The following is a 19355-nucleotide window of genomic DNA, read 5'->3' on the forward strand; positions in this document are numbered from 1 at the left end:
GCCCACCCGGCGATGTTGCCGGAAGGTGACGGAGGTGCGACGTGCTGCCAGTTCGGGGTGGGGACGGCCGGAAGCTGACGGTCTGGGGCACCCGTACCACCTGGAGCACCGTGGGGGACGGGGAGTTCTTCTGCCCCGCCTGCGGTGGCGACCGCAATTACCGCAGGCGGATCGGACGGCGCCGGTTCACCGTCCTCGGGGTGCCGCTGCTGCCCCGAGGGCAGGCCGGGCCCGTCATCGAGTGCCAGGGCTGCCGTGCGCGCTTCGCCACCGACGTCCTGGACCACCTCACCACGACCCGCTTCACGGCCCTCCTGCGCGACGCCGTGCACACCGTGGCGCTGGCCGTGCTCACCGCGGGCGGAACGGCCTCGCGCGGCGCGCTGGAGGCCGCGGTGGGCGCCGTACGGGCCGCGGGCTTCCAGGACTGCACCGAGGAGCAGCTGGAGTCCCTCGTGGAGGCGCTGTCCACGGACGAGGGACGGCTCGGGCTGTACGACGTCCCGGAGTGTTGCGGGGCCGCGCTGTCGATAGAGCTCCACGAGGCCCTGGAACCGTTGGCCCCGCACCTGGCCGGCCCGGGCCGCGAATCGATCCTGCTCCAGGGGGCCCGCATCGCACTCGCGGACGGCCCGTACACCCCGGCCGAGCGCGAGGTGCTCGCGACGGTCGGCTCGGCGCTGCGGATCGACACGGACGAGGTGACCCGACTGCTGTCGGCGGTACGCGCTCCCTGAGGGGCGTTCCAACGGATCTCACACCAGCGGCCCTGTGCGAATCCATCGCGCAGGGCCGCTGGTGTCCGACCCGTGGACTCCGGACGGGCCCGTTCCGTCCAGAACGGCCTTCCGTGACGTAACGATCCGGCCTCGCAGGGCCTGTTTCGGGACGCGTGAACGGCGTGTGAAGGGTGCGGGCGCGGGCTCCGTGCCCGATGTGTCCACCAGTCGGACGGGCGGAACAGTGCGTTCGAGTTTGCCCTTCCGAAGGGCTGCAAACCTCGTATCCGCACGTCATGGGGCAGGTGCTTCACGGGTGCGCGGCGGGAAGGGTGGGCTCCGCACCGCTGTGCGCATACGCCTGTCGCGGACTCCGCACCACTGGAGAAACCTACAGATCGAGCAGGCCTGAACGTCAACAGTTTGTCGAAGTCGACGATATGTGTGAGGCCACCCACAGGCGTTCAATTCCGGTCACACGACAAGACGGCGCCGTTAACACAGCGCGGCTTCGATTCGCTCCACCGTGAATGCACTGACAACCCTGGCGTACCAACGGGTTAGCGACCCACTACGCCCCAGGGATAACCAGATCTCCTCTCACTTACCTACCTTGAAGGGCAAGGCTGAGATGGCACGTGTCGCCGCCCGGCTTTCCACCGACGGAGAGCAGAGCACGCACCCGGTCGACGAGGTGCTCCCCCTCCCCAAGCTCGCGCTGTACGGCTTCCAGCACGTACTCGCCTTCTACGCCGGCGCGGTGATCGTTCCGATCATCGTCGGCAACGCGCTGAAGCTGAGCCCTGAACAGCTGGTCTACCTGATCAACGCGGACCTCTTCACCTGCGGTATCGCCTCGATCATCCAGGCCTGGGGCATCGGTCGGATCGGTGCGCGCCTGCCGCTGATCCAGGGCGTGACCTTCACCGCCGTCTCCCCGATGATCGCCATCGGTCTCGGCGCCGGCGGCGGCACCGCCGCCCTGCTGGTCATCTACGGCGCCGTGATCACCGCCGGTATCGCCACCTTCGCCTTCGCCTGGCTCCCGGCCAAGGCGTTCCGGACGGTGATGCGGCTGTTCCCGCCGGTCGTCACCGGCACGGTGATCACCGTGCTGGGCATCGTCCTGATCCCGGTCGGTCTCAACGACGCCGCCGGCGGCCTCGGCAGCCCCGACTTCGGAGACCCGAAGAACTTCGCCTACGCCGGCGGCACGATGCTCTTCATCCTCATCCTGATGAAGATCGGCAAGCCGTTCCTCTCCAGCATCTCGATCCTCCTCGGCCTGGTCGTCGGCACCACCGTCGCCTTCCTGCTCGGCGACGCGAAGTTCGGCGACGTGAGCAAGTCCGAGTGGATCGGCGTCACCACCCCCTTCCACTTCGGTGCTCCGAAGTTCGAGTGGTTCCCGATCGTCCTGATGCTCATCGTCATGCTGATCACCATGGTCGAGACGACCGGTGACACCTACGCCGTCGGTGACATCGTCGGCAAGGAGGTCGACAGCGAGACCGTCGCCCGCGCCCTGCGCGCCGACGGCGCCGCGACCGCGCTCGGTGGTGTCCTCAACTCCTTCCCGTACGTGGCCTTCGCCGAGAACGTCGGCCTGGTGCGGATGACGAAGGTGAAGAGCCGGTTCGTGGTGGTCGCCGCAGGTGTGTTCATGATCGTCCTGGGTCTGCTGCCCAAGGCCGCCGCGATCGTCGCCGCCGTCCCGCACGGAGTCCTCGGCGGCGCCGCGACCGTCATGTTCGCCATGGTCGCCCTGGCCGGTATCCAGACCCTGGCCAAGGTGGACCTGAAGGAGGAGAAGAACGCGCTCATCGTCGGTGTCTCCCTCGCCTTCGCCCTGCTCCCCGCGACCGTCCCGGTCCTCTTCACCAAGCACATGGACCCGGACCTGGCCTCGCTCCTCAACAGCGGTGTGACGCTCGGCGCCACGGCCGCCATCGTCCTCAACCTGGTCTTCAACGGCCTGGGCAAGGACGGCGCCCACGACGCCCCCAAGGTCGAACTGCCCGCCCAGCCGACGGCGGGCGAGGAGTCCTCGGCAGCCGTACCGGCCCCGTCGGGCGAGGGCGAAGAAGCCCGGACGCCGGCCTCCTGACCCTCCCGCGGGGTGACCCCGGCCCGGGCCCCGCGCCCGGCCCGGGGTCGCTGTCGTGCGAGGCGGGGACACGCTGCCCGTGGTTCCGTCGCCGTACGGGACAATGGGCGCATGAGCCTGTTCCGCGACGACGGCATCGTGCTGCGCACCCAGAAGCTGGGTGAGGCGGACCGCATCATCACGCTGTTGACCCGCGGCCACGGCCGGGTGCGGGCAGTCGCCCGCGGGGTCCGGCGCACGAAGTCCAAATTCGGCGCCGGGCTGGAACCTTTCTCCCACGCCGACGTGCAGTTCTTCGCCCGGGGCAGCGAACTGATCGGCCGCAGCCTGCCGCTCTGCACCCAGACCGAGATCATCGCCCCGTACGGCAACGGCATCGTCACCGACTACGCCCGCTACACCGCCGGCACCGCCATGCTGGAGACCGCCGAGCGGTTCACCGAGAACGAGGGCGAGCCCGCCGTGCAGCAGTACCTGCTGCTCGTCGGAGCCCTGCGTACCCTCTCGCGCGGCGAACACGAACCCCACCTCATCCTCGATGCCTTCCTGCTGCGCTCCCTCGCCGTCAACGGCTACGCGCCCAGCTTCGAGGACTGCGCGAAGTGCGGCATCCACGGACCCAACCGGCACTTCTCCGTCGCCGCGGGCGGGGTCATATGCGGGGACTGCCGGGTGCCCGGCAGCGTCGTACCCTCATCAGAGGCCATCGCCCTGCTCAGCGCCCTGCTGACGGGCGACTGGGGGCATGCCGACGCGTGTGAGGCGCGTCACGTGCGGGAGGGCAGCGGGCTGGTCTCCGCCTATTTGCACTGGCATCTGGAGCGCGGGCTACGCTCCCTGCGATACGTCGAGAAATAGGAGCTGGGCACATGGCACGACGCGGGATTCTGGGACGCTCTCGCCGGGAGTACAAGGTTCCCGAGCCGCACCCGTCCGGTGCGGTCCCGCCGAAGATCCCCGGTGAGCTGGTCCCCAACCACGTCGCCGTCGTCATGGACGGCAACGGCCGCTGGGCGAAGGAGCGCGGTCTGCCGCGCACCGAGGGGCACAAGGTCGGCGAGGGCGTCGTGCTCGACGTGCTCAAGGGCTGCCTGGAGATGGGCGTCAAGAACCTCTCCCTGTACGCCTTCTCGACGGAGAACTGGAAGCGCTCGCCCGACGAGGTCCGCTTCCTGATGAACTTCAACCGCGACGTCATCCGCCGCCGCCGCGACGAGATGAACGAGCTGGGCATCCGCATCCGCTGGGTCGGCCGCATGCCGAAGATGTGGAAGTCCGTCGTCCAGGAGCTCCAGGTCGCGCAGGAGCAGACCGTCGACAACGACGCCATGACCCTGTACTTCTGCGTCAACTACGGCGGCCGCGCGGAGATCGCGGACGCGGCGCAGGCGATCGCCCGCGACGTGGCGGCCGGCCGGCTGGATCCGTCGAAGGTGAACGAGAAGACCTTCGCGAAGTACATGTACTACCCCGACATGCCGGACGTGGACCTCTTCCTGCGCCCCAGCGGCGAGCAGCGGACCTCCAACTACCTGCTCTGGCAGAGCGCGTACGCGGAGATGGTCTTCCAGGACGTGCTGTGGCCGGACTTCGACCGCCGCAACCTCTGGGCGGCCTGCCTGGAGTACGCCCAGCGCGACCGCCGCTTCGGCGGCGCCGTTCCGAACCAGCCGGCGGGTTAAGCGGACTGAGCTGCCGTTATCCTCGCCGCATGAACATGGGTGGGGATCACAGTCAGTCGGTGGCGGAGCAGGCCGGCCGGGCCGGGGCGACGGGGGAGCAGGAGCAGGTCGTCTTCACGTACCGGCTGACGCTCGCCGACATCAAGGGAGCAGTTCGGGCCAGGGCCCGCCGGACGCCGGCGGGCCGGGCGGAGACGCTGCTCCTGCCGCTGCTGACGACCGTCGCCGTCGTGGGGCTGGGCCTGCTCGACGGCTCCCGGCCTCCCGTGATCGTGGCCTCGTCGGTCGCGGCCCTGTCCGCCGCGACCGTCGGTGTCTTCTGGATCCGGCGCACCATGGCCCGTCGGGTGTTCTCCGTGACGGAGCCGTACGGGGAGTGCCGCACGGTGGCCGACGAGCGGGGCGCCGCGACCACGGGCGAGACCATGTCGTACACGATGGACTGGACGCTCTTCGCGCAGTACACGGAGACGCCGGAGCTGTTCGTACTGTTCGGGGGCGCGCGTGCGGCTGCCGTGGCGACGCTGCCGAAGCGGGGCGCCCAGCACCCCGACGACATCGACCGCATGCGCGCGCTCCTGGCCCGGAACCTGAAGCAGGTCTAGGCCGTCTCAGCCGCTTGCGGGCCGGCGAGATCCGGAAGGGGCGGCTCAGCCCGCGGCGGCGCAGTCGGCGCAGGTGCCGAAGATCTCCACCGTGTGGGCGACGTTCACGTAGCCGTGCTCGGCCGCGATGGACTCCGCCCACTTCTCCACGGCCGGCCCCTCCACCTCGACGGCCTTGCCGCACTTGCGGCAGACCAGGTGGTGGTGGTGGTCGCCGGTGGAGCACCGGCGGTAGACGGACTCGCCGTCGCTGGTGCGCAGGACGTCGACCTCGCCGGCGTCCGCGAGGGACTGGAGGGTGCGGTAGACGGTGGTCAGGCCCACGGAGTCGCCACGGTGCTTGAGCATGTCGTGGAGCTCCTGGGCGCTGCGGAACTCGTCCACCTCGTCCAGCGCCGCCGCGACCGCGGCCCGCTGCCGGGTGGATCGTCCTCGTACTGGCGCGGTATTCATCTCGCCAGGCGCAGTCGCCACCGGGTTCCTCCTCGTATCGGCCTCGGCCCATTGTGCCAGGCGGCCGACCTTTCTAGACCTTCACATCGTCCCTCGTGCAGACCTCTTCGGCGGCGGCGCGGGCCGTCTTCGCCCGGCGCCCGGCCAGGGGCGCCGACACGGCGGCCATCACGACGAAGACGGCGATGGCGAGCAGCACGATCGCCGCGCCGGAAGGTGCGTCGAGGTAGTACGTGGCGGTCACGCCGCTGAGGGAGACCAGCACGCCGATCAGCATGGCGAGCGACAGCGTCGCGGCGAAGCCGCGGGTGACCCGCTGGGCGGCCGCGACCGGGATCACCATCATGGCGCTGACCAGCAGCAGGCCCACGATCCGCATCGCCACCGTGACGGTGAGGGCGGCCGTGACGGCCATCAGGAGGTTCAGCGCGCGCACCGGCAGGCCGGTGACCCGGGCGAACTCCTCGTCCTGGCTGATGGCGAACAGCTGGCGGCGCAGCCCGACGGTGACGCCGAGCACGAAGACGGCGAGGACCACCGCGGCCCAGACGTCCTCCGGTGCGACCGTGGTGATGCCGCCGAAGAGGTAGCTGCTCAGGGTGGCGGTGGAGCCCCCGGCCACGTTGATGATCATGACGCCGCCGGCCAGGCCGCCGTAGAAGAGCATGGCGAGCGCGATGTCGCCGCTGGTCTTGCCGCGGGAGCGGATGTGCTCCATGCCGACCGCGCCGAGGACGGCGACGAGGGAGGCCATCCACACCGGGCTGGTGTTCAGCAGGAAGCCGAGGCCCACACCGGTGGTGGCCACGTGGCCGATGCCGTCGCCCATGACCGCCTGGCGGCGCTGGACGAGGTACGTGCCGATCGCGGGAGCGGTGAGGCCGACGATGGCGGCCGCGATCAGGGCCCGCTGCATGAAGGCGTATTCGAGGAGGTCCATCAGCTCAGCAGTCCCGTCCGCAGGGGCTCGGCGTCGTGCGCCGCGTGGGGGTGTACGTGGTCGTGGCCGGGCAGCGCGTGCTGGCCCACGGCCTCCGGAGGCGGCCCGTCGTGGACCACGCAGCCGTCGCGCAGCACGACGGCCCGGTCGATCAGGGGCTCCAGCGGGCCCAGCTCGTGCAGGACCAGGAGCAGGGTGGTGCCGAGGGCCTTCTGCTCGCGCAGGGCGTTCGCCAGGACCTCCTGGTTGGCGAGGTCGACGCCCGCCATCGGCTCGTCCATGATCAGCAGCTCGGGTTCGATGGCGAGCGCCCGGGCTATGAGCACCCGCTGGTGCTGGCCGCCGGAGAGGGCGTTGACCGAGGAGGAGCCGTACTCCTCCATGCCGAGCAGGGTGAGCGCGCGCTCGACCGCCGCCTTGTCGGCCTTGCGCAGGATCCCGAAGCGGGAGCGGGCGAGGCGGCCGGCGGAGACGACCTCACGGACGGTGGCGGGGACCCCGCTGGCCGCCGTGGTGCGCTGCGGGACGTACCCGATGCGCGACCACGCGCGGAAGCTCTTGAAGCCGGTGCCGAAGAGGGACAACTCGCCGTCGGTCAGCGGGACCTGGCCGACCACGGCGCGCACGGCCGTGGACTTGCCGGAGCCGTTGGCGCCGAGCAGGGCGACGACCTCGCCGCGCCGGACGGTGAGGTCGACTCCGCGCAGCACGGGGCGCGAGCCGAGCGAGGCCGTGGCCCCGCGCAGGGATATGACGGGCTGGTCCGCTGACTGTGCCGGCGTCGACTGCATGGCTCGCGCCTCCGTTGCTGCTGTCATCTACTTGGCTCCGAGCGCCTTCTGGAGGTTCTTCAGGTTCGACCGCATGACCTCGAAGTAGTCAGCGCCCTGGGACTTGTCGGTGATTCCTTCGAGCGGGTCCAGGACGTCGGTCTTCAGGCCGGTGTCCGCCGCGAGGGTCCTGGCCGTCTTGTCGCTGGCCAGCGTCTCGAAGAACACGGTGGAGACATTCTCCTGCTTCGCGAGGCCCTGGAGTTCCTTCATGCGGGCCGGGCTCGGCTCGGACTCGGGGTCGACGCCGGCGATGGCCTCCTGGTCGAGGCCGTAGCGCTCGGCGAGGTAGCCGAAGGCGGAGTGGGTGGTGATGAAGGTCTTGGAGGCGGTGTTCTGCAGCCCGTCCTTGAACTCCGTGTCCAGCGCGGTCAGTTTGCCGAGGAGCTCGTCGGTGTTCTTCTTGTAGTCCGCGGCGTGGTCGGGGTCGGCCTTCTCCAGGGCCGCGCCGACTCCCTTGGCGATCTCCGCGTACTTGACGGGGTCGAGCCAGACGTGCGGGTCCTTGCCGGCCTCGCCGTGGCCGTGGTCGTGGCCCTCGCCCTCGGCGTGGGCCTCCTCGGCGCCGTGGTCGTGGCCGGCCGAGCCGTGGACCTCCAACGCGGTGAGGGTCGCGGCGTCGACGACGTTCTTCACGCCGGACTGGGCGACGGCCTTGTCGACGGCGGGCTGCAGGCTCTTGAGGTAGAGGACCACGTCGGACTCACCGAGCTGCGCGGTCTGCTTGGGGCTGATCTCCAGATCGTGGGGTTCGACGCCGGGCTTGGTCAGGCTGTCGACCTTCACGTGGTCCTTGCCGATCTGCTCGGCGAGGAAGGCCATGGGGTAGAACGACGCCGTCACGCCGACCTTGCCGTCCTTGCTGCCACCGGTGCCGGCGGCGGCTCCGGAGCAGGCGGTCAGGGCCGTGGCGCCGAGGGCGACGGCTCCGGCGAGGGCGGCGGTGGGTATGAGGCGTCGTACGTTCATGACATCCATTTTCATCAAAGATGGAAACGATTGTCAAAAACCCAGGTGGGGGGCCTGGGTGGGCGGGCGTGGAAGGGGAACCGATTTGAAAGGGGGGGTGCGGGCGCCGGTAATCTAAAGACTTCGCCGTTCGTCCTCGTAATGAAGAGAGCACCGTGGCCGCCGACAAGATCGAAACCATCGTCAGCCTGAGCAAGCGCCGTGGCTTCGTTTTCCCGTGCAGTGAGATCTACGGCGGCTCCAAGGCCGCCTGGGACTACGGCCCGCTCGGTGTCGAGCTCAAGGAGAACATCAAGCGCCAGTGGTGGAAGGCGATGGTCACCGGGCGTGAGGACATCGTCGGTATCGACTCCTCCGTGATCCTGGCCCCCGAGGTGTGGGTGGCCTCCGGCCACGTCGCCACCTTCTCGGACCCGCTGACCGAGTGCACCTCCTGCCACAAGCGCCACCGCGCGGACCACCTTGAAGAGGCGTACGAGGCCAAGCACGGCCGTATGCCCGCCAATGGTCTCGCCGACATCAACTGCCCCAACTGTGGTGTGAAGGGCCAGTTCACCGAGCCCAAGCAGTTCTCCGGCATGCTGGAGACCCACCTCGGCCCGACCCAGGACACCGGCTCGAAGGCGTACCTGCGCCCCGAGACCGCCCAGGGCATCTTCACCAACTTCTCCGTGGTGCAGACCACTTCGCGCAAGAAGCCGCCCTTCGGCATCGCGCAGATGGGCAAGTCCTTCCGGAACGAGATCACTCCGGGCAACTTCATCTTCCGCACCCGCGAGTTCGAGCAGATGGAGATGGAGTTCTTCGTCAAGCCGGGCGAGGACGAGCAGTGGCAGGAGTACTGGATGCAGGAGCGGTGGAACTGGTACCGCGACCTCGGCATCCGCGAGGAGAACATCCGCTGGTACGACCACCCGAAGGAGAAGCTGTCCCACTACTCGAAGCGCACCGCCGACATCGAGTACCGCTTCAACTTCGGTGGCAACGAGTTCTCGGAGCTCGAAGGCGTCGCCAACCGCACCGACTTCGACCTCAAGGCCCACTCCGCCGCCTCGGGTGCGAACCTCACGTACCACGACCAGGAGACGGGTGAGCGCTACACCCCGTACGTCATCGAGCCGGCCGCCGGTGTGAACCGCGCCATGCTCGCCTTCATGCTCGACGCGTACAACGAGGACGAGGCCCCGAACGCCAAGGGCGTCATGGAGAAGCGCACCGTGATGCGCCTCGACCCGCGCCTGGCCCCGATCAAGGTCGCCGTCCTGCCGCTGTCCCGCAACGCGCAGCTGTCGCCGAAGGCCAAGGGCCTCGCCGCCGACCTGCGCAAGAACTGGAACATCGAGTTCGACGACGCGGGCGCCATCGGCCGCCGCTACCGCCGCCAGGACGAGATCGGTACGCCGTTCTGCGTCACCGTCGACTTCGACACCCTGGACGACAACGCGGTGACCGTGCGCGAGCGCGACACCATGAAGCAGGAGCGCGTCTCCCTGGACCAGATCCAGGCCTACCTCGGCAGCCGCCTGCTCGGCTGCTAGGTCCTGCCGCACGAAGACCGGTGGCCCGGTGCGCTCGCAGCGCACCGGGCCACCGGTCTTTTCGCGGGGCGGGCCCGGATCAGGAGGCCATTGCCGCCTGCGCCTGCGCTGCGGCCTCGGCCGCGCGGCGCTCGCCCTCGGCCTGGGACCGCTTCCCGTACAGGGTGGTCCACACGCCGAGTGCGGCCATCACCCCGTAGATCATGATCGGGCTGAGCACGACCATGGTGCTGGCGCTGAGCGTGTAGGCCAGCACGATGCGGACGATCGCCTCGGCGATGTACGCGAGGCCCCACACCAAGGTCATCCGGGTCAAGGTGGTGCGGAAGCCCTCGTACTGCCACAGGCCGTTCCACCAGGCGGTGCTCTCCGGGGTGCCGTCGGTGGCGAACTTGCGGCCGAAGTAGAACATCAGCGGGCGCGGCGCGAGCAGCGTCCCCAGGCAGAGCAGCCCGAAGAGCCCGGTGACCCCCGAGTCCTTGACGAGCAGCGCGCGGGCCGAGTGCGCGCCGACGAGCGAGACGACGGCGGTGATCACCAGGAACACCAGGGTGATGACGGCGAACTCGTCGAACTTGCGCCGCCAGGCCAGGCTGATGACGCTCTCGAGCACCGGCCAAGCACTGCTGAGCAGCAGCGCGGAGAACTCGCTCCAGCCGTGATCCTTGGTGAGTGCGTTGTACGTGATGATCGGCGCGACCACGTTGAACGCGATGGTCAGGATCCAGCCGAGGGCGGCGGCGCCGCCCGAGCGCTTCGGAGGTGCCGGTCGTGCTTCGTGAATTGCTGGAGTGGACAAGGTTCCCCCTGAAACGTGCCTGATGAAGTGCGGTAGGGGGACCGTAAGGACATTGACAGGACGCGGACAACCAAAACGCGACAAAGATGATCATCAAGTTGTCCGGGCTGACGGATTCCGGACGGATTCCGGCTGGTGGCGGCCCCGCGTCAGGCGCGCAGGCCCCGGATCACGAGGGCGGTGACCGCCTCGAACTCGGTGATGATCGTCGGCGAGAGCCAGTCGGCCGCGTACTGCGGGTCGTGGAAGCGGCCGGTGGCGTCGAAGACCGCGCGGGCCGCCGCCGGCACGTCGTCGGCGGCGATCGAGCCCGCCGCGACGCCCTCGGAGATGATCCGGCCCAGCTGGTCGATCAGCTCGTTCAGGTGCGCGTCCACCACACCGCTGTTCTCGGCGAGCAGCACGGTGTAGGTGGCGAACAGTTCCGGGTCGTCGCCGGCCTTGTGGCGCTTGGCCTCGAAGAGGGCCTCCAGCCACGCCTCCAGCTTGGAGGGGGCGCTTCCGGTGGGAGCCGAGGCGATCTCCTCCAGCATGACCACGCTCCTGGCGAGCCAGCGGTCCGTGACGGCCTCGCGCAGCGCCGCCTTCGACGGGAAGTGCCGGTACACGCTGCCGTGGCTGACGCCCAGGGCGCGGGCCACGTCCACCACGGTCGCCTTGGTGGGACCGAAGCGGCGCAGCACCTCCTCGGTGGTCGCGAGGATGCGCTCGGGAGTCAGGGGCTCGGCAGCAGCGGGAGGCATGGGTACGACCGTACCGTCAGCTCAGTGCTCACTGTCGAGGTGGGCCATCTGGGCCGCCGGGTACCTCTCGCCGGCCGCGGCGCCCGCCGGGACGGCCTCCTCGATGGCGGCCAGGTCGGCGGCGTCGAGGGAGACGTCCATGGCACCCAGTGCCTCGGTGAGCCGGTCCCGGCGCCGGGCGCCCACCAGCGGCACGATGTCGACCCCGTGCCGCGGTCCCTGAGCGAGCACCCAGGCGATCGCGGTCTGGGCGACGCTCACGCCCTTGCCCTCGGCCACCTTGCGCAGCGCTTCCACCAGGTCGAGGTTGCGGTGGAGGTTGTCGCCCTGGAAGCGGGGGCTCATGCCGCGGAAGTCGCCCGGGGTCAGCGCGCGGTCGAGGGTGAAGTGGCCGCTGATGAGCCCGCGGGACAGCACCCCGTACGCCGTGATCCCTATGCCGAGCTCGCGGGCGGTCGGCAGGATCTCGGCCTCGATGCCGCGGGAGATCAGTGAGTACTCGATCTGGAGGTCGGAGATCGGGGCGACGGCAGCGGCCCGGCGCAGGGTGTCCGCGCCGACCTCCGAGAGGCCGATGTGGCGCACGTGTCCGGCCTCGACGGCCTCGGCGATGGCCCCGACGGTCTCCTCGATCGGCACGTCCGGGTCCACCCGTGCGATCCGGTAGATGTCGATGTGGTCCCGGCCGAGCCGCTGGAGCGAGTAGGCCAGGAAGTTCTTGACGGCCTCCGGCCGGCCGTCGTATCCGGTGAAGCCGCCCTCGACCGTGCGCAGCGCGCCGAACTTGACGCTGGTCAGCGCCCGCTCTCGGGCCTCGGCGGGCGCCGTGCTCAGGGCCTCGGCGATCAGCAGTTCGTTGTGCCCCATGCCGTAGAAGTCGCCGGTGTCCAGCAGCGTGTGCGTGCCGTCGGGGGCGGCGTCCAAATAGGCGTGGATGGTCGCGACGGACTCGGCGCGGTCCGCCTCCCCGTAGAGGGCGGACATGCCCATGCAGCCCAGCCCCAACGGGAAGACGGTGGGGCCGGTGCTGCCAAGAGTGCGGCGGTCGGCGGTCGTGTGGGTGCTCTCGTTCGTCGTCATGGAACGAGAATGGCATGACGAGTGACAGATTTCAATATCTGTCACTCGTCAGTGTCAGACGAGGATCCGCAGTGCCAGGGCGGCCGCCGCGACGAGGGTCAAGACGGCCGCCGGCGCCAGCTCGTAGTCCTTGACCCGGAGGTGGCTGATGACCGCGCCGATGAAGTAGAGGGTCACGCCGGCCGCCGCGGCCACGCCGAGCGGAGTCACCCACAGGCCGGCCACCAGGCCGATCGCGCCCGCGGCCTTGAGCGTGGCGAGGCGCGGCAGCCACGCGTCCGGGACCTGGACCTTCTGCATGCTCGCCACGATCTGGTCGTTGCGCTGGAGGGTGAAGGTGGCGGAGGCGGTCAGGACGAGGGCGAGCAGGACGCCGACGACGGCGTAGGCGATGAACATGAAGATCTCCAACGGTCGGTGATGTAAAACCATTGAATAACATCAATGATATCTTGAACGCAACCATTCCTCGATTGCTACGATGTGGACCATGACGGCAGATCAGGACGGACCGCACCCCCCGCAGCGGCTGGGCCTGCTGCTGGCCTGGCACGGATCGGTCACCCAGACGCGGATGAAGCGGGCGCTCGGCGCGGCCGGGCTCACCCCCCGGCACGCGATGACGCTGATGCACCTGGAGGACGGCCCCATCAGCCAGCGGGCGCTCGCCGAACGGCTGGAGGTGGACCCGAGCGTGCTCGTCGGGATCCTGAACGACCTGGAGGGCGAGGGCCTGGCCGAACGCCGCCGGGACCCGGCCGACCGCCGCCGTCACAACGTGGCCATCACCGAAGCCGGGGGAGCGGCCCTCCACAAGACGAACACCGCCCTCGACGAGGTCGAGAGCGGCATCTTCGCGGGCCTGTCGGCCGCGGAGCGCGACCTCCTGCGCGGCCTCCTCGACCGGGTCAACACCTCGGCCGAGGACTTCAACTGCGGCGAGTAGCCGCCGGGCGGAGGCCCCTCAGGCCCGCGGGGAACCCGTCACGGCAGCGGCGCCGACCGCCTCCTCCAGGGTGCGGGCGGTCCGTTCCGCCGTCGCGCGGGCCCACGCCCCGCTCGTCGCAGCGCCCACGACCAGGACGAGCAGTCCGCAGATCGTGATGATCCACCAGGCCGGCTGGGCCGCGCCCGAGAAGTCCGAGCCGTTCGCCAGCCCGGCCGCCAGCACCGAGCCGATCACCGCGACGCCCAGGGTGCCGCCGGTCTGCCGGCTGGTGGAGGCGATGGCGGCCGCGACCCCGGCCTGGGAGCGCGGCATCCCGGACACCGCCGTATTGGTGATCGGCGCGTTCACCATGCCGAAGCCGAGCCCGAACAGCATGTACCCGGTGAACAGGAGCGGGTTGGACGTCTCCGCCTCGAACAGGGCGAACAGCAGCCCGCTCGACGCCATCGCCACCCCCGCGATCAGCAGGCAGAGCCGCGGCCCACGACTGCCCACCAGCCGCCCGGCCAGCGGCGCGAACAGGACGGTCAGGCCGGCCATCGGCAGCATGTACAGCCCCGCGTGCAGGGCGCTGAGCCCCCGTACGTCCTGCAGGTACAGCGTGTTCAGGAAGAGGAAACCGGCCAGCCCGGCGAAGGCGCTGATCGCGATCACGGTCGACCCGCTGAAGGGTGCGCTCCGGAAGAACCGGAGATCGATCAGCGGCTCCTCGCGGCGGGGTTCGTGGATCAGCAGCCCCAGGAACGCGGCCACGGCCACCACCGCACACCCCATGATCAGCGGCGAGTGCCAGCCGGCGGCCGGCGCTTCGATGATCCCGTACGTCAGACTGCCCAGCAGGGCGATGACCAGCACCTGCCCCAGCGGGTCCGGGCGCCGCGGCCGGGCCGCCCGGGACTCGGGGATGTGCCGCAGGGTCAGCGCGAACGCCGCCAGCCCGATCGGCAGATTGATCAGGAAGATCGAGCGCCAGCCCACGGAGTCCACCAGCACCCCGCCGATCAGGGGCCCCGCAGCCATGGAGACGCCCCCGACCGCACCCCACACACCGATGGCCCGGGCCCGCTCGGCGGGATCGGTGAAGGTGTTGGTGATGATCGACATCGCCACCGGGTTGAGCATCGCGCCGCCCACCGCCTGCACCATCCGGAAGACGATGAGCCAGTCGAGGCTGGGGGCGAGCGAGCAGAGCAGGGAGCCGCCGGTGAAGGCCACCAGACCGGCCACGAACACCTTCCGGCGCCCGATCCGATCGGCCGTGGACCCCGCGAGCATCAGCAGCGAGGCCAGCACGAGGGTGTAGGCGTCGATGCTCCACTGCAGCCCCGCGACCGAGGCGTCCAGGTCACGGCGCATCGAGGGCAGGGCGACGTTGAGCACGGTGTTGTCGAGGCTGACGATCAGCAGGCTCATGCAGCAGATCGCGAGGACGAGCGTGCGCTGCCGGGGACTCGGCTCGATCATGCGCCGATGCTACGTCCCCCCCACCCCCTCGGCATGCGGGACAATGGGCGGATGACCACGCTCCCTCCGCCCCTCGCGATCGGCCCGCACACCGTGCAGCCCCCGGTGGTGCTCGCACCCATGGCCGGCATCACCAACGCCCCCTTCCGCACCCTCTGCCGGGAGTTCTCGGGCGGCAAGGGGCTGTTCGTGAGCGAGATGATCACGACGCGCGCCCTGGTCGAGCGCAACGAGAAGACCATGCAGCTGATCCACTTCGACGAGACCGAGAAGCCCCGCTCGATTCAGCTGTACGGGGTGGACCCGGCCACGGTCGGCAAGGCGGTCCGCATGATCGTCGAAGAGGACCGCGCCGACCACATCGACCTCAACTTCGGCTGCCCGGTCCCCAAGGTGACCCGCAAGGGCGGCGGCTCGGCCCTCCCGTACAAGCGCAACCTGCTGCGCGCGATCCTGCGCGAGGCCGTCGCCGGCGCCGGCGACCTGCCGGTCACCATGAAGATGCGCAAGGGCATCAACGACGAGCACCTCACCTACCTCGACGCGGGCCGGATCGCCGTCGAGGAGGGCGTCACCGCCATAGCCCTGCACGGCCGGACCACCGCCCAGCACTACGGCGGCACCGCCGACTGGGACGCCATCGCGCGGCTGAAGGAGCACGTGCCGGAGATCCCGGTGCTCGGCAACGGCGACATCTGGTGCGCGGAGGACGCGCTGCGGATGGTCCGCGAGACCGGCTGCGACGGCGTGGTCGTGGGACGCGGCTGCCTGGGGCGGCCGTGGCTGTTCAACGACCTGGTGGCGGCCTTCGAGGGGCGCCCCGAGGACTTCCACAAGCCCACCCTGCGCGAGGTGGCGATCACCATGCACCGCCACGCGCAACTGCTGGGGGAGTGGATCGGCGACGAGGCGCGCGGGGTGATCGACTTCCGTAAGCACGTGGCCTGGTACCTCAAGGGCTTCTCGGTGGGCTCCGAGATGCGCAAGAAGCTCGCGGTCACCTCTTCCCTGGCCGAGCTCGACGCTCATCTGAGCGAGCTTGATCTGGATCAAGCGTGGCCGGAGAGTGCGGACGGGCCTCGCGGTCGGACGTCCGGAAACAACCGAGTTGTCCTGCCGGACGGCTGGCTGAAGGACCCGTACGACTGCGCGGGTGTGAGCGAGGACGCCGAACTGGACACATCCGGAGGCTGACAAATCGCCCTCCGTGGTGCGTGATATACGCCACGCATGGGAAGGGTTTCGCTCAGATGAGCACAGAAGTCACGGGTAAGACTTTCAAAGGGTGGCACTGGGTGCCACCCTTTGTGCGTTCAATACTTGAAGGCAAATGTATCGATGATCGCTCATCCGGGCGTGATCAGGCCTCAGGATCCCCCTCATCCTTCGGGATGTGAACGCTCTTCGTACTTTCTGATTACCCATGAGTTACTTTCGATCTGCTGGCGCACGGGTGGTTACAGCCGTATGACGACCAAGTGGACGTACCCAGAAGCCTTCGATCTGGGTATGTTCCTGGCCGTCAGGGCAGCCACCGAGCCTCGAGGAGTCGAGACCCGTGTCGGAAAACAAAGATCAGAAGTTCGTCTACGACTTCACCGAGGGCAACCGCGACCTCAAGGACCTTCTCGGCGGCAAGGGTGCCAACCTCGCCGAGATGACCAACCTGGGTCTGCCGGTCCCTCCCGGCTTCACCATCACCACCGAGGCCTGCAAGGTCTACCTCGAGAGCGGCACGGCCCCGGCCGAGCTGCGCGAAGAGGTCAGCGCCCACCTTGCCGCCCTCGAGGCGAAGATGGGCAAGAAGCTCGGACAGTCGGACGACCCGCTGCTGGTCTCCGTGCGTTCCGGTGCGAAGTTCTCGATGCCCGGCATGATGGACACCGTCCTGAACATCGGCCTCTCCGACGAGTCCGTGACCGGCCTCGCCTCCCAGGCCGGTAACGACCGCTTCGCGTGGGACTCGTACCGCCGCCTCATCCAGATGTTCGGCAAGACCGTGCTGGGCGTCGACGGCGAGCTCTTCGAGGAAGCCCTCGACGAGGCCAAGGCCGCCAAGAAGGTCACCGTCGACACCGACCTCGACGCCGCCGACCTCAAGAAGCTGGTCACCCGCTTCAAGAAGATCGTCGCCAAACAGGCCGGTCGCGAGTTCCCGCAGGACGCCCGCGAGCAGCTCGACCTCGCCGTCGAGGCCGTCTTCAACTCGTGGAACACCGACCGCGCCAAGCTCTACCGCCGCCAGGAGCGCATCCCGAGCGACCTGGGCACCGCGGTCAACATCTGCTCCATGGTCTTCGGCAACCTCGGCCCCGACTCCGGCACCGGCGTCGCCTTCACCCGTGACCCCGCCAGCGGCCACGCGGGCGTCTACGGCGACTACCTGCAGAACGCCCAGGGCGAGGACGTCGTCGCGGGCATCCGCAACACCGTGCCGCTCGCGGACCTGGAGGCCATCGACAAGGCCTCGTACGACCAGCTCATGACGATCATGACGACGCTGGAGACCCACTACAAGGATCTCTGCGACATCGAGTTCACCATCGAGCGCGGCCAGCTGTGGATGCTCCAGACCCGCGTCGGCAAGCGCACCGCGGGCGCGGCCTTCCGCATCGCCACGCAGCTCGTGGACCAGGGCCTGATCGACGAGGCCGAGGCCCTCCAGCGCGTCAGCGGCCACCAGCTGGCCCAGCTGATGTTCCCGCGCTTCGACGAGGGCGCCAAAACGACCCTGCTCGGCCGCGGCATCGCCGCCTCCCCGGGCGCGGCGGTCGGCAAGGCCGTCTTCGACTCGTACACGGCCGTCAAGTGGTCCCGCTCCGGCGAGAAGGTCATCCTGATCCGCCGCGAGACCAACCCGGACGACCTGGACGGCATGATCGCCTCCGAGGGCATCCTGACCTCGCGCGGCGGCAAGACCTCCCACGCCGCCGTCGTCGCCCGCGGCATGGGCAAGACCTGTGTCTGCGGCGCCGAGGAGCTCGACGTCGACACCAAGCGCCGCCGCATGACGGTCGGCGAGACGGTCATCGAAGAGGGCGACGTCGTCTCCATCGACGGCTCCACCGGCAAGGTCTACCTCGGTGAAGTACCCGTCGTACCGTCCCCGGTCGTCGAGTACTTCGAGGGCCGCATGCACGCCGGCGCCGACGACGCCGACGAGCTCGTCGCCGCCGTGCACCGGATCATGGCCTACGCGGACCGCGTCCGCCGCCTGCGCGTGCGCGCCAACGCCGACAACGCCGAGGACGCGCTGCGCGCCCGCCGCTTCGGCGCCCAGGGCATCGGCCTGTGCCGCACCGAGCACATGTTCCTCGGCGAGCGCCGTGAACTGGTGGAGCGACTGATCCTCGCGGACACCGACGGAGAGCGCGAGGAGGCACTCAGTGCCCTCCTGCCGCTGCAGAAGAAGGACTTCGTCGAGCTGTTCGAGGCGATGGACGGCCTGCCCGTCACCGTCCGCCTCCTGGACCCGCCGCTGCACGAGTTCCTGCCCGACATCACCGAGCTGTCGGTGCGCGTCGCCCTCGCCGAGTCCCGCAAGGACCACAACGAGAACGACCTGCGCCTGCTCCAGGCCGTGCACAAGCTGCACGAGCAGAACCCGATGCTGGGCCTGCGCGGCGTCCGTCTCGGCCTGGTCATCCCCGGTCTGTTCAAGATGCAGGTCCGGGCGATCGCCGAGGCCGCCGCCGAGCGCAAGAACGCCAAGGGCGACCCGCGCGCCGAGATCATGGTCCCGCTCGTCGGCACCGTCCAGGAGCTGGAGATCGTCCGCGACGAGGCCGTCCAGGTCATCGCCGAGGTCGAGGCCGCGACCGGCACCAACCTCAAGCTGAGCATCGGCACGATGATCGAGCTGCCGCGCGCCGCCCTGACGGCCGCCCAGATCGCCGAGGCCGCGCAGTTCTTCTCCTTCGGCACGAACGACCTGACCCAGACGGTGTGGGGCTTCTCCCGCGACGACGTCGAGGCCAGCTTCTTCACCGCCTACCTGGAGAAGGGCATCTTCGGGGTCTCGCCCTTCGAGACCATCGACAAGGACGGCGTCGGCTCCCTCGTCCGCCACGCGGTCAAGCAGGGCCGGGCCACCCGCCCCGACCTCAAGCTCGGCGTCTGCGGTGAGCACGGCGGCGACCCCGAGTCCGTCCACTTCTTCCACGAGGTCGGCCTCGACTACGTCTCCTGCTCGCCCTTCCGGATTCCGGTGGCGCGCCTCGAGGCCGGCCGTGCGGCCGCCGAGGCGAAGGGCAGCGACAGCCGCTGACCCACGGGCCGCCAAGGGCCCCATAGACCGCGCCTGTCCCCGGGTTCCCTGACTGCCCGGGGGCGGGCGCGCCTATTTTTGTTGTTCAACAAATCTTTACGCCAGCAGGCGGTGGACGGATCCCCACCCGTCCACCGCCGCTGTCATTCTGCCGGGCACGTCGGCGCTTCCCGGTGCGACCGACCGCCAGGCCCCGCAAAGCCCCCCACG

At 69.4% G+C, this 19355-nt stretch carries 18 protein-coding genes; 9 read left to right on the forward strand and 9 right to left on the reverse strand.

The features are described from left to right. Nucleotides 1-41 precede the first annotated feature (41 nt). From OG386_RS28770 to OG386_RS28790, 5 genes are all read left to right on the forward strand, one after another. Nucleotides 42-737 (forward strand): TerB family tellurite resistance protein, encoded by a 696-nt coding sequence (locus tag OG386_RS28770; RefSeq protein ID WP_328790508.1) that lies wholly within the window; start codon nucleotides 42-44, stop codon nucleotides 735-737. A 613-nt stretch (nucleotides 738-1350) separates the two neighbouring features. Continuing rightward, nucleotides 1351-2826, forward strand: coding sequence for a nucleobase:cation symporter-2 family protein (locus OG386_RS28775; RefSeq protein ID WP_328790509.1), 1476 nt, complete (start codon nucleotides 1351-1353; stop codon nucleotides 2824-2826). A 111-nt stretch (nucleotides 2827-2937) separates the two neighbouring features. Beyond that, nucleotides 2938-3684 carry a DNA repair protein RecO gene (gene recO, locus OG386_RS28780; protein ID WP_030009060.1) on the forward strand — a complete coding sequence of 249 codons (747 nt, stop codon included), beginning with the start codon at nucleotides 2938-2940 and terminating at the stop codon, nucleotides 3682-3684. Nucleotides 3685-3695: 11 nt separating this feature from the next. Beyond that, nucleotides 3696-4508 (forward strand): isoprenyl transferase, encoded by an 813-nt coding sequence (locus OG386_RS28785; RefSeq protein ID WP_266596626.1) that lies wholly within the window; start codon nucleotides 3696-3698, stop codon nucleotides 4506-4508. A gap of 29 nt (nucleotides 4509-4537) precedes the next feature. Beyond that, nucleotides 4538-5113 (forward strand): YcxB family protein, encoded by a 576-nt coding sequence (locus OG386_RS28790; RefSeq protein ID WP_328790510.1) that lies wholly within the window; start codon nucleotides 4538-4540, stop codon nucleotides 5111-5113. A gap of 45 nt (nucleotides 5114-5158) precedes the next feature. On the opposite strand, the gene OG386_RS28795 is transcribed toward OG386_RS28790, so the two are convergent. The 4 genes from OG386_RS28795 to OG386_RS28810 are packed head-to-tail and all read right to left on the reverse strand — an operon-like array spanning nucleotide 5159 to nucleotide 8305. Beyond that, the gene (locus OG386_RS28795) at nucleotides 5159-5587 is read right to left on the reverse strand and encodes a Fur family transcriptional regulator (RefSeq protein WP_078626133.1); all 429 of its coding nucleotides are present in this window, start codon (nucleotides 5585-5587) and stop codon (nucleotides 5159-5161) included. A gap of 52 nt (nucleotides 5588-5639) precedes the next feature. After that, entirely contained in the window at nucleotides 5640-6506 is an 867-nt protein-coding gene (locus OG386_RS28800) for a metal ABC transporter permease (protein WP_328790511.1), read from the reverse strand. Beyond that, nucleotides 6506-7297, reverse strand: coding sequence for a metal ABC transporter ATP-binding protein (locus tag OG386_RS28805; RefSeq protein WP_328793390.1), 792 nt, complete (start codon nucleotides 7295-7297; stop codon nucleotides 6506-6508). Before OG386_RS28805 ends, OG386_RS28800 begins: the two co-directional genes overlap by 1 nt. Nucleotides 7298-7324: 27 nt before the next feature. Further along, entirely contained in the window at nucleotides 7325-8305 is a 981-nt protein-coding gene (locus tag OG386_RS28810) for a metal ABC transporter substrate-binding protein (RefSeq protein ID WP_328790512.1), read from the reverse strand. Nucleotides 8306-8460: 155 nt separating this feature from the next. On the opposite strand from OG386_RS28810, the gene OG386_RS28815 reads away from it, so the two are divergent. Then, nucleotides 8461-9843 (forward strand): glycine--tRNA ligase, encoded by a 1383-nt coding sequence (locus OG386_RS28815; RefSeq protein WP_328790513.1) that lies wholly within the window; start codon nucleotides 8461-8463, stop codon nucleotides 9841-9843. Nucleotides 9844-9922: 79 nt separating this feature from the next. On the opposite strand, the gene OG386_RS28820 is transcribed toward OG386_RS28815, so the two are convergent. From OG386_RS28820 to OG386_RS28835, 4 genes are all read right to left on the reverse strand, one after another. Continuing rightward, the gene (locus tag OG386_RS28820) at nucleotides 9923-10642 is read right to left on the reverse strand and encodes a VC0807 family protein (RefSeq protein WP_328790514.1); all 720 of its coding nucleotides are present in this window, start codon (nucleotides 10640-10642) and stop codon (nucleotides 9923-9925) included. A 149-nt stretch (nucleotides 10643-10791) separates the two neighbouring features. Beyond that, on the reverse strand, nucleotides 10792-11385 hold the full coding sequence (locus OG386_RS28825; protein ID WP_328790515.1) for a TetR family transcriptional regulator: 594 nt from the start codon (nucleotides 11383-11385) through the stop codon (nucleotides 10792-10794). Nucleotides 11386-11406: 21 nt separating this feature from the next. Beyond that, nucleotides 11407-12465 carry an aldo/keto reductase gene (locus tag OG386_RS28830; RefSeq protein WP_328790516.1) on the reverse strand — a complete coding sequence of 353 codons (1059 nt, stop codon included), beginning with the start codon at nucleotides 12463-12465 and terminating at the stop codon, nucleotides 11407-11409. A gap of 54 nt (nucleotides 12466-12519) precedes the next feature. After that, nucleotides 12520-12864 carry a DoxX family protein gene (locus tag OG386_RS28835; RefSeq protein ID WP_328790517.1) on the reverse strand — a complete coding sequence of 115 codons (345 nt, stop codon included), beginning with the start codon at nucleotides 12862-12864 and terminating at the stop codon, nucleotides 12520-12522. Nucleotides 12865-12955: 91 nt separating this feature from the next. On the opposite strand from OG386_RS28835, the gene OG386_RS28840 reads away from it, so the two are divergent. Continuing rightward, the gene (locus OG386_RS28840; RefSeq protein ID WP_328790518.1) at nucleotides 12956-13411 is read left to right on the forward strand and encodes a MarR family winged helix-turn-helix transcriptional regulator; all 456 of its coding nucleotides are present in this window, start codon (nucleotides 12956-12958) and stop codon (nucleotides 13409-13411) included. Nucleotides 13412-13429: 18 nt separating this feature from the next. Here OG386_RS28840 and OG386_RS28845 read toward each other — a convergent pair whose 3' ends face one another. Then, entirely contained in the window at nucleotides 13430-14878 is a 1449-nt protein-coding gene (locus OG386_RS28845) for an MFS transporter (RefSeq protein WP_328790519.1), read from the reverse strand. Nucleotides 14879-14911: 33 nt separating this feature from the next. Between OG386_RS28845 and dusB the strand changes: the two genes are divergently transcribed. Beyond that, entirely contained in the window at nucleotides 14912-16072 is a 1161-nt protein-coding gene (gene dusB, locus OG386_RS28850) for a tRNA dihydrouridine synthase DusB (RefSeq protein ID WP_328793392.1), read from the forward strand. Nucleotides 16073-16436: 364 nt separating this feature from the next. After that, on the forward strand, nucleotides 16437-19145 hold the full coding sequence (gene ppdK / locus OG386_RS28855; protein ID WP_328790520.1) for a pyruvate, phosphate dikinase: 2709 nt from the start codon (nucleotides 16437-16439) through the stop codon (nucleotides 19143-19145). Nucleotides 19146-19355 lie beyond the last annotated feature (210 nt).

Origin of the sequence: Streptomyces sp. NBC_00273, from assembly GCF_036178145.1 — a bacterium.
In the GTDB taxonomy this organism is placed as follows: Bacteria; Actinomycetota; Actinomycetes; order Streptomycetales; family Streptomycetaceae; genus Streptomyces.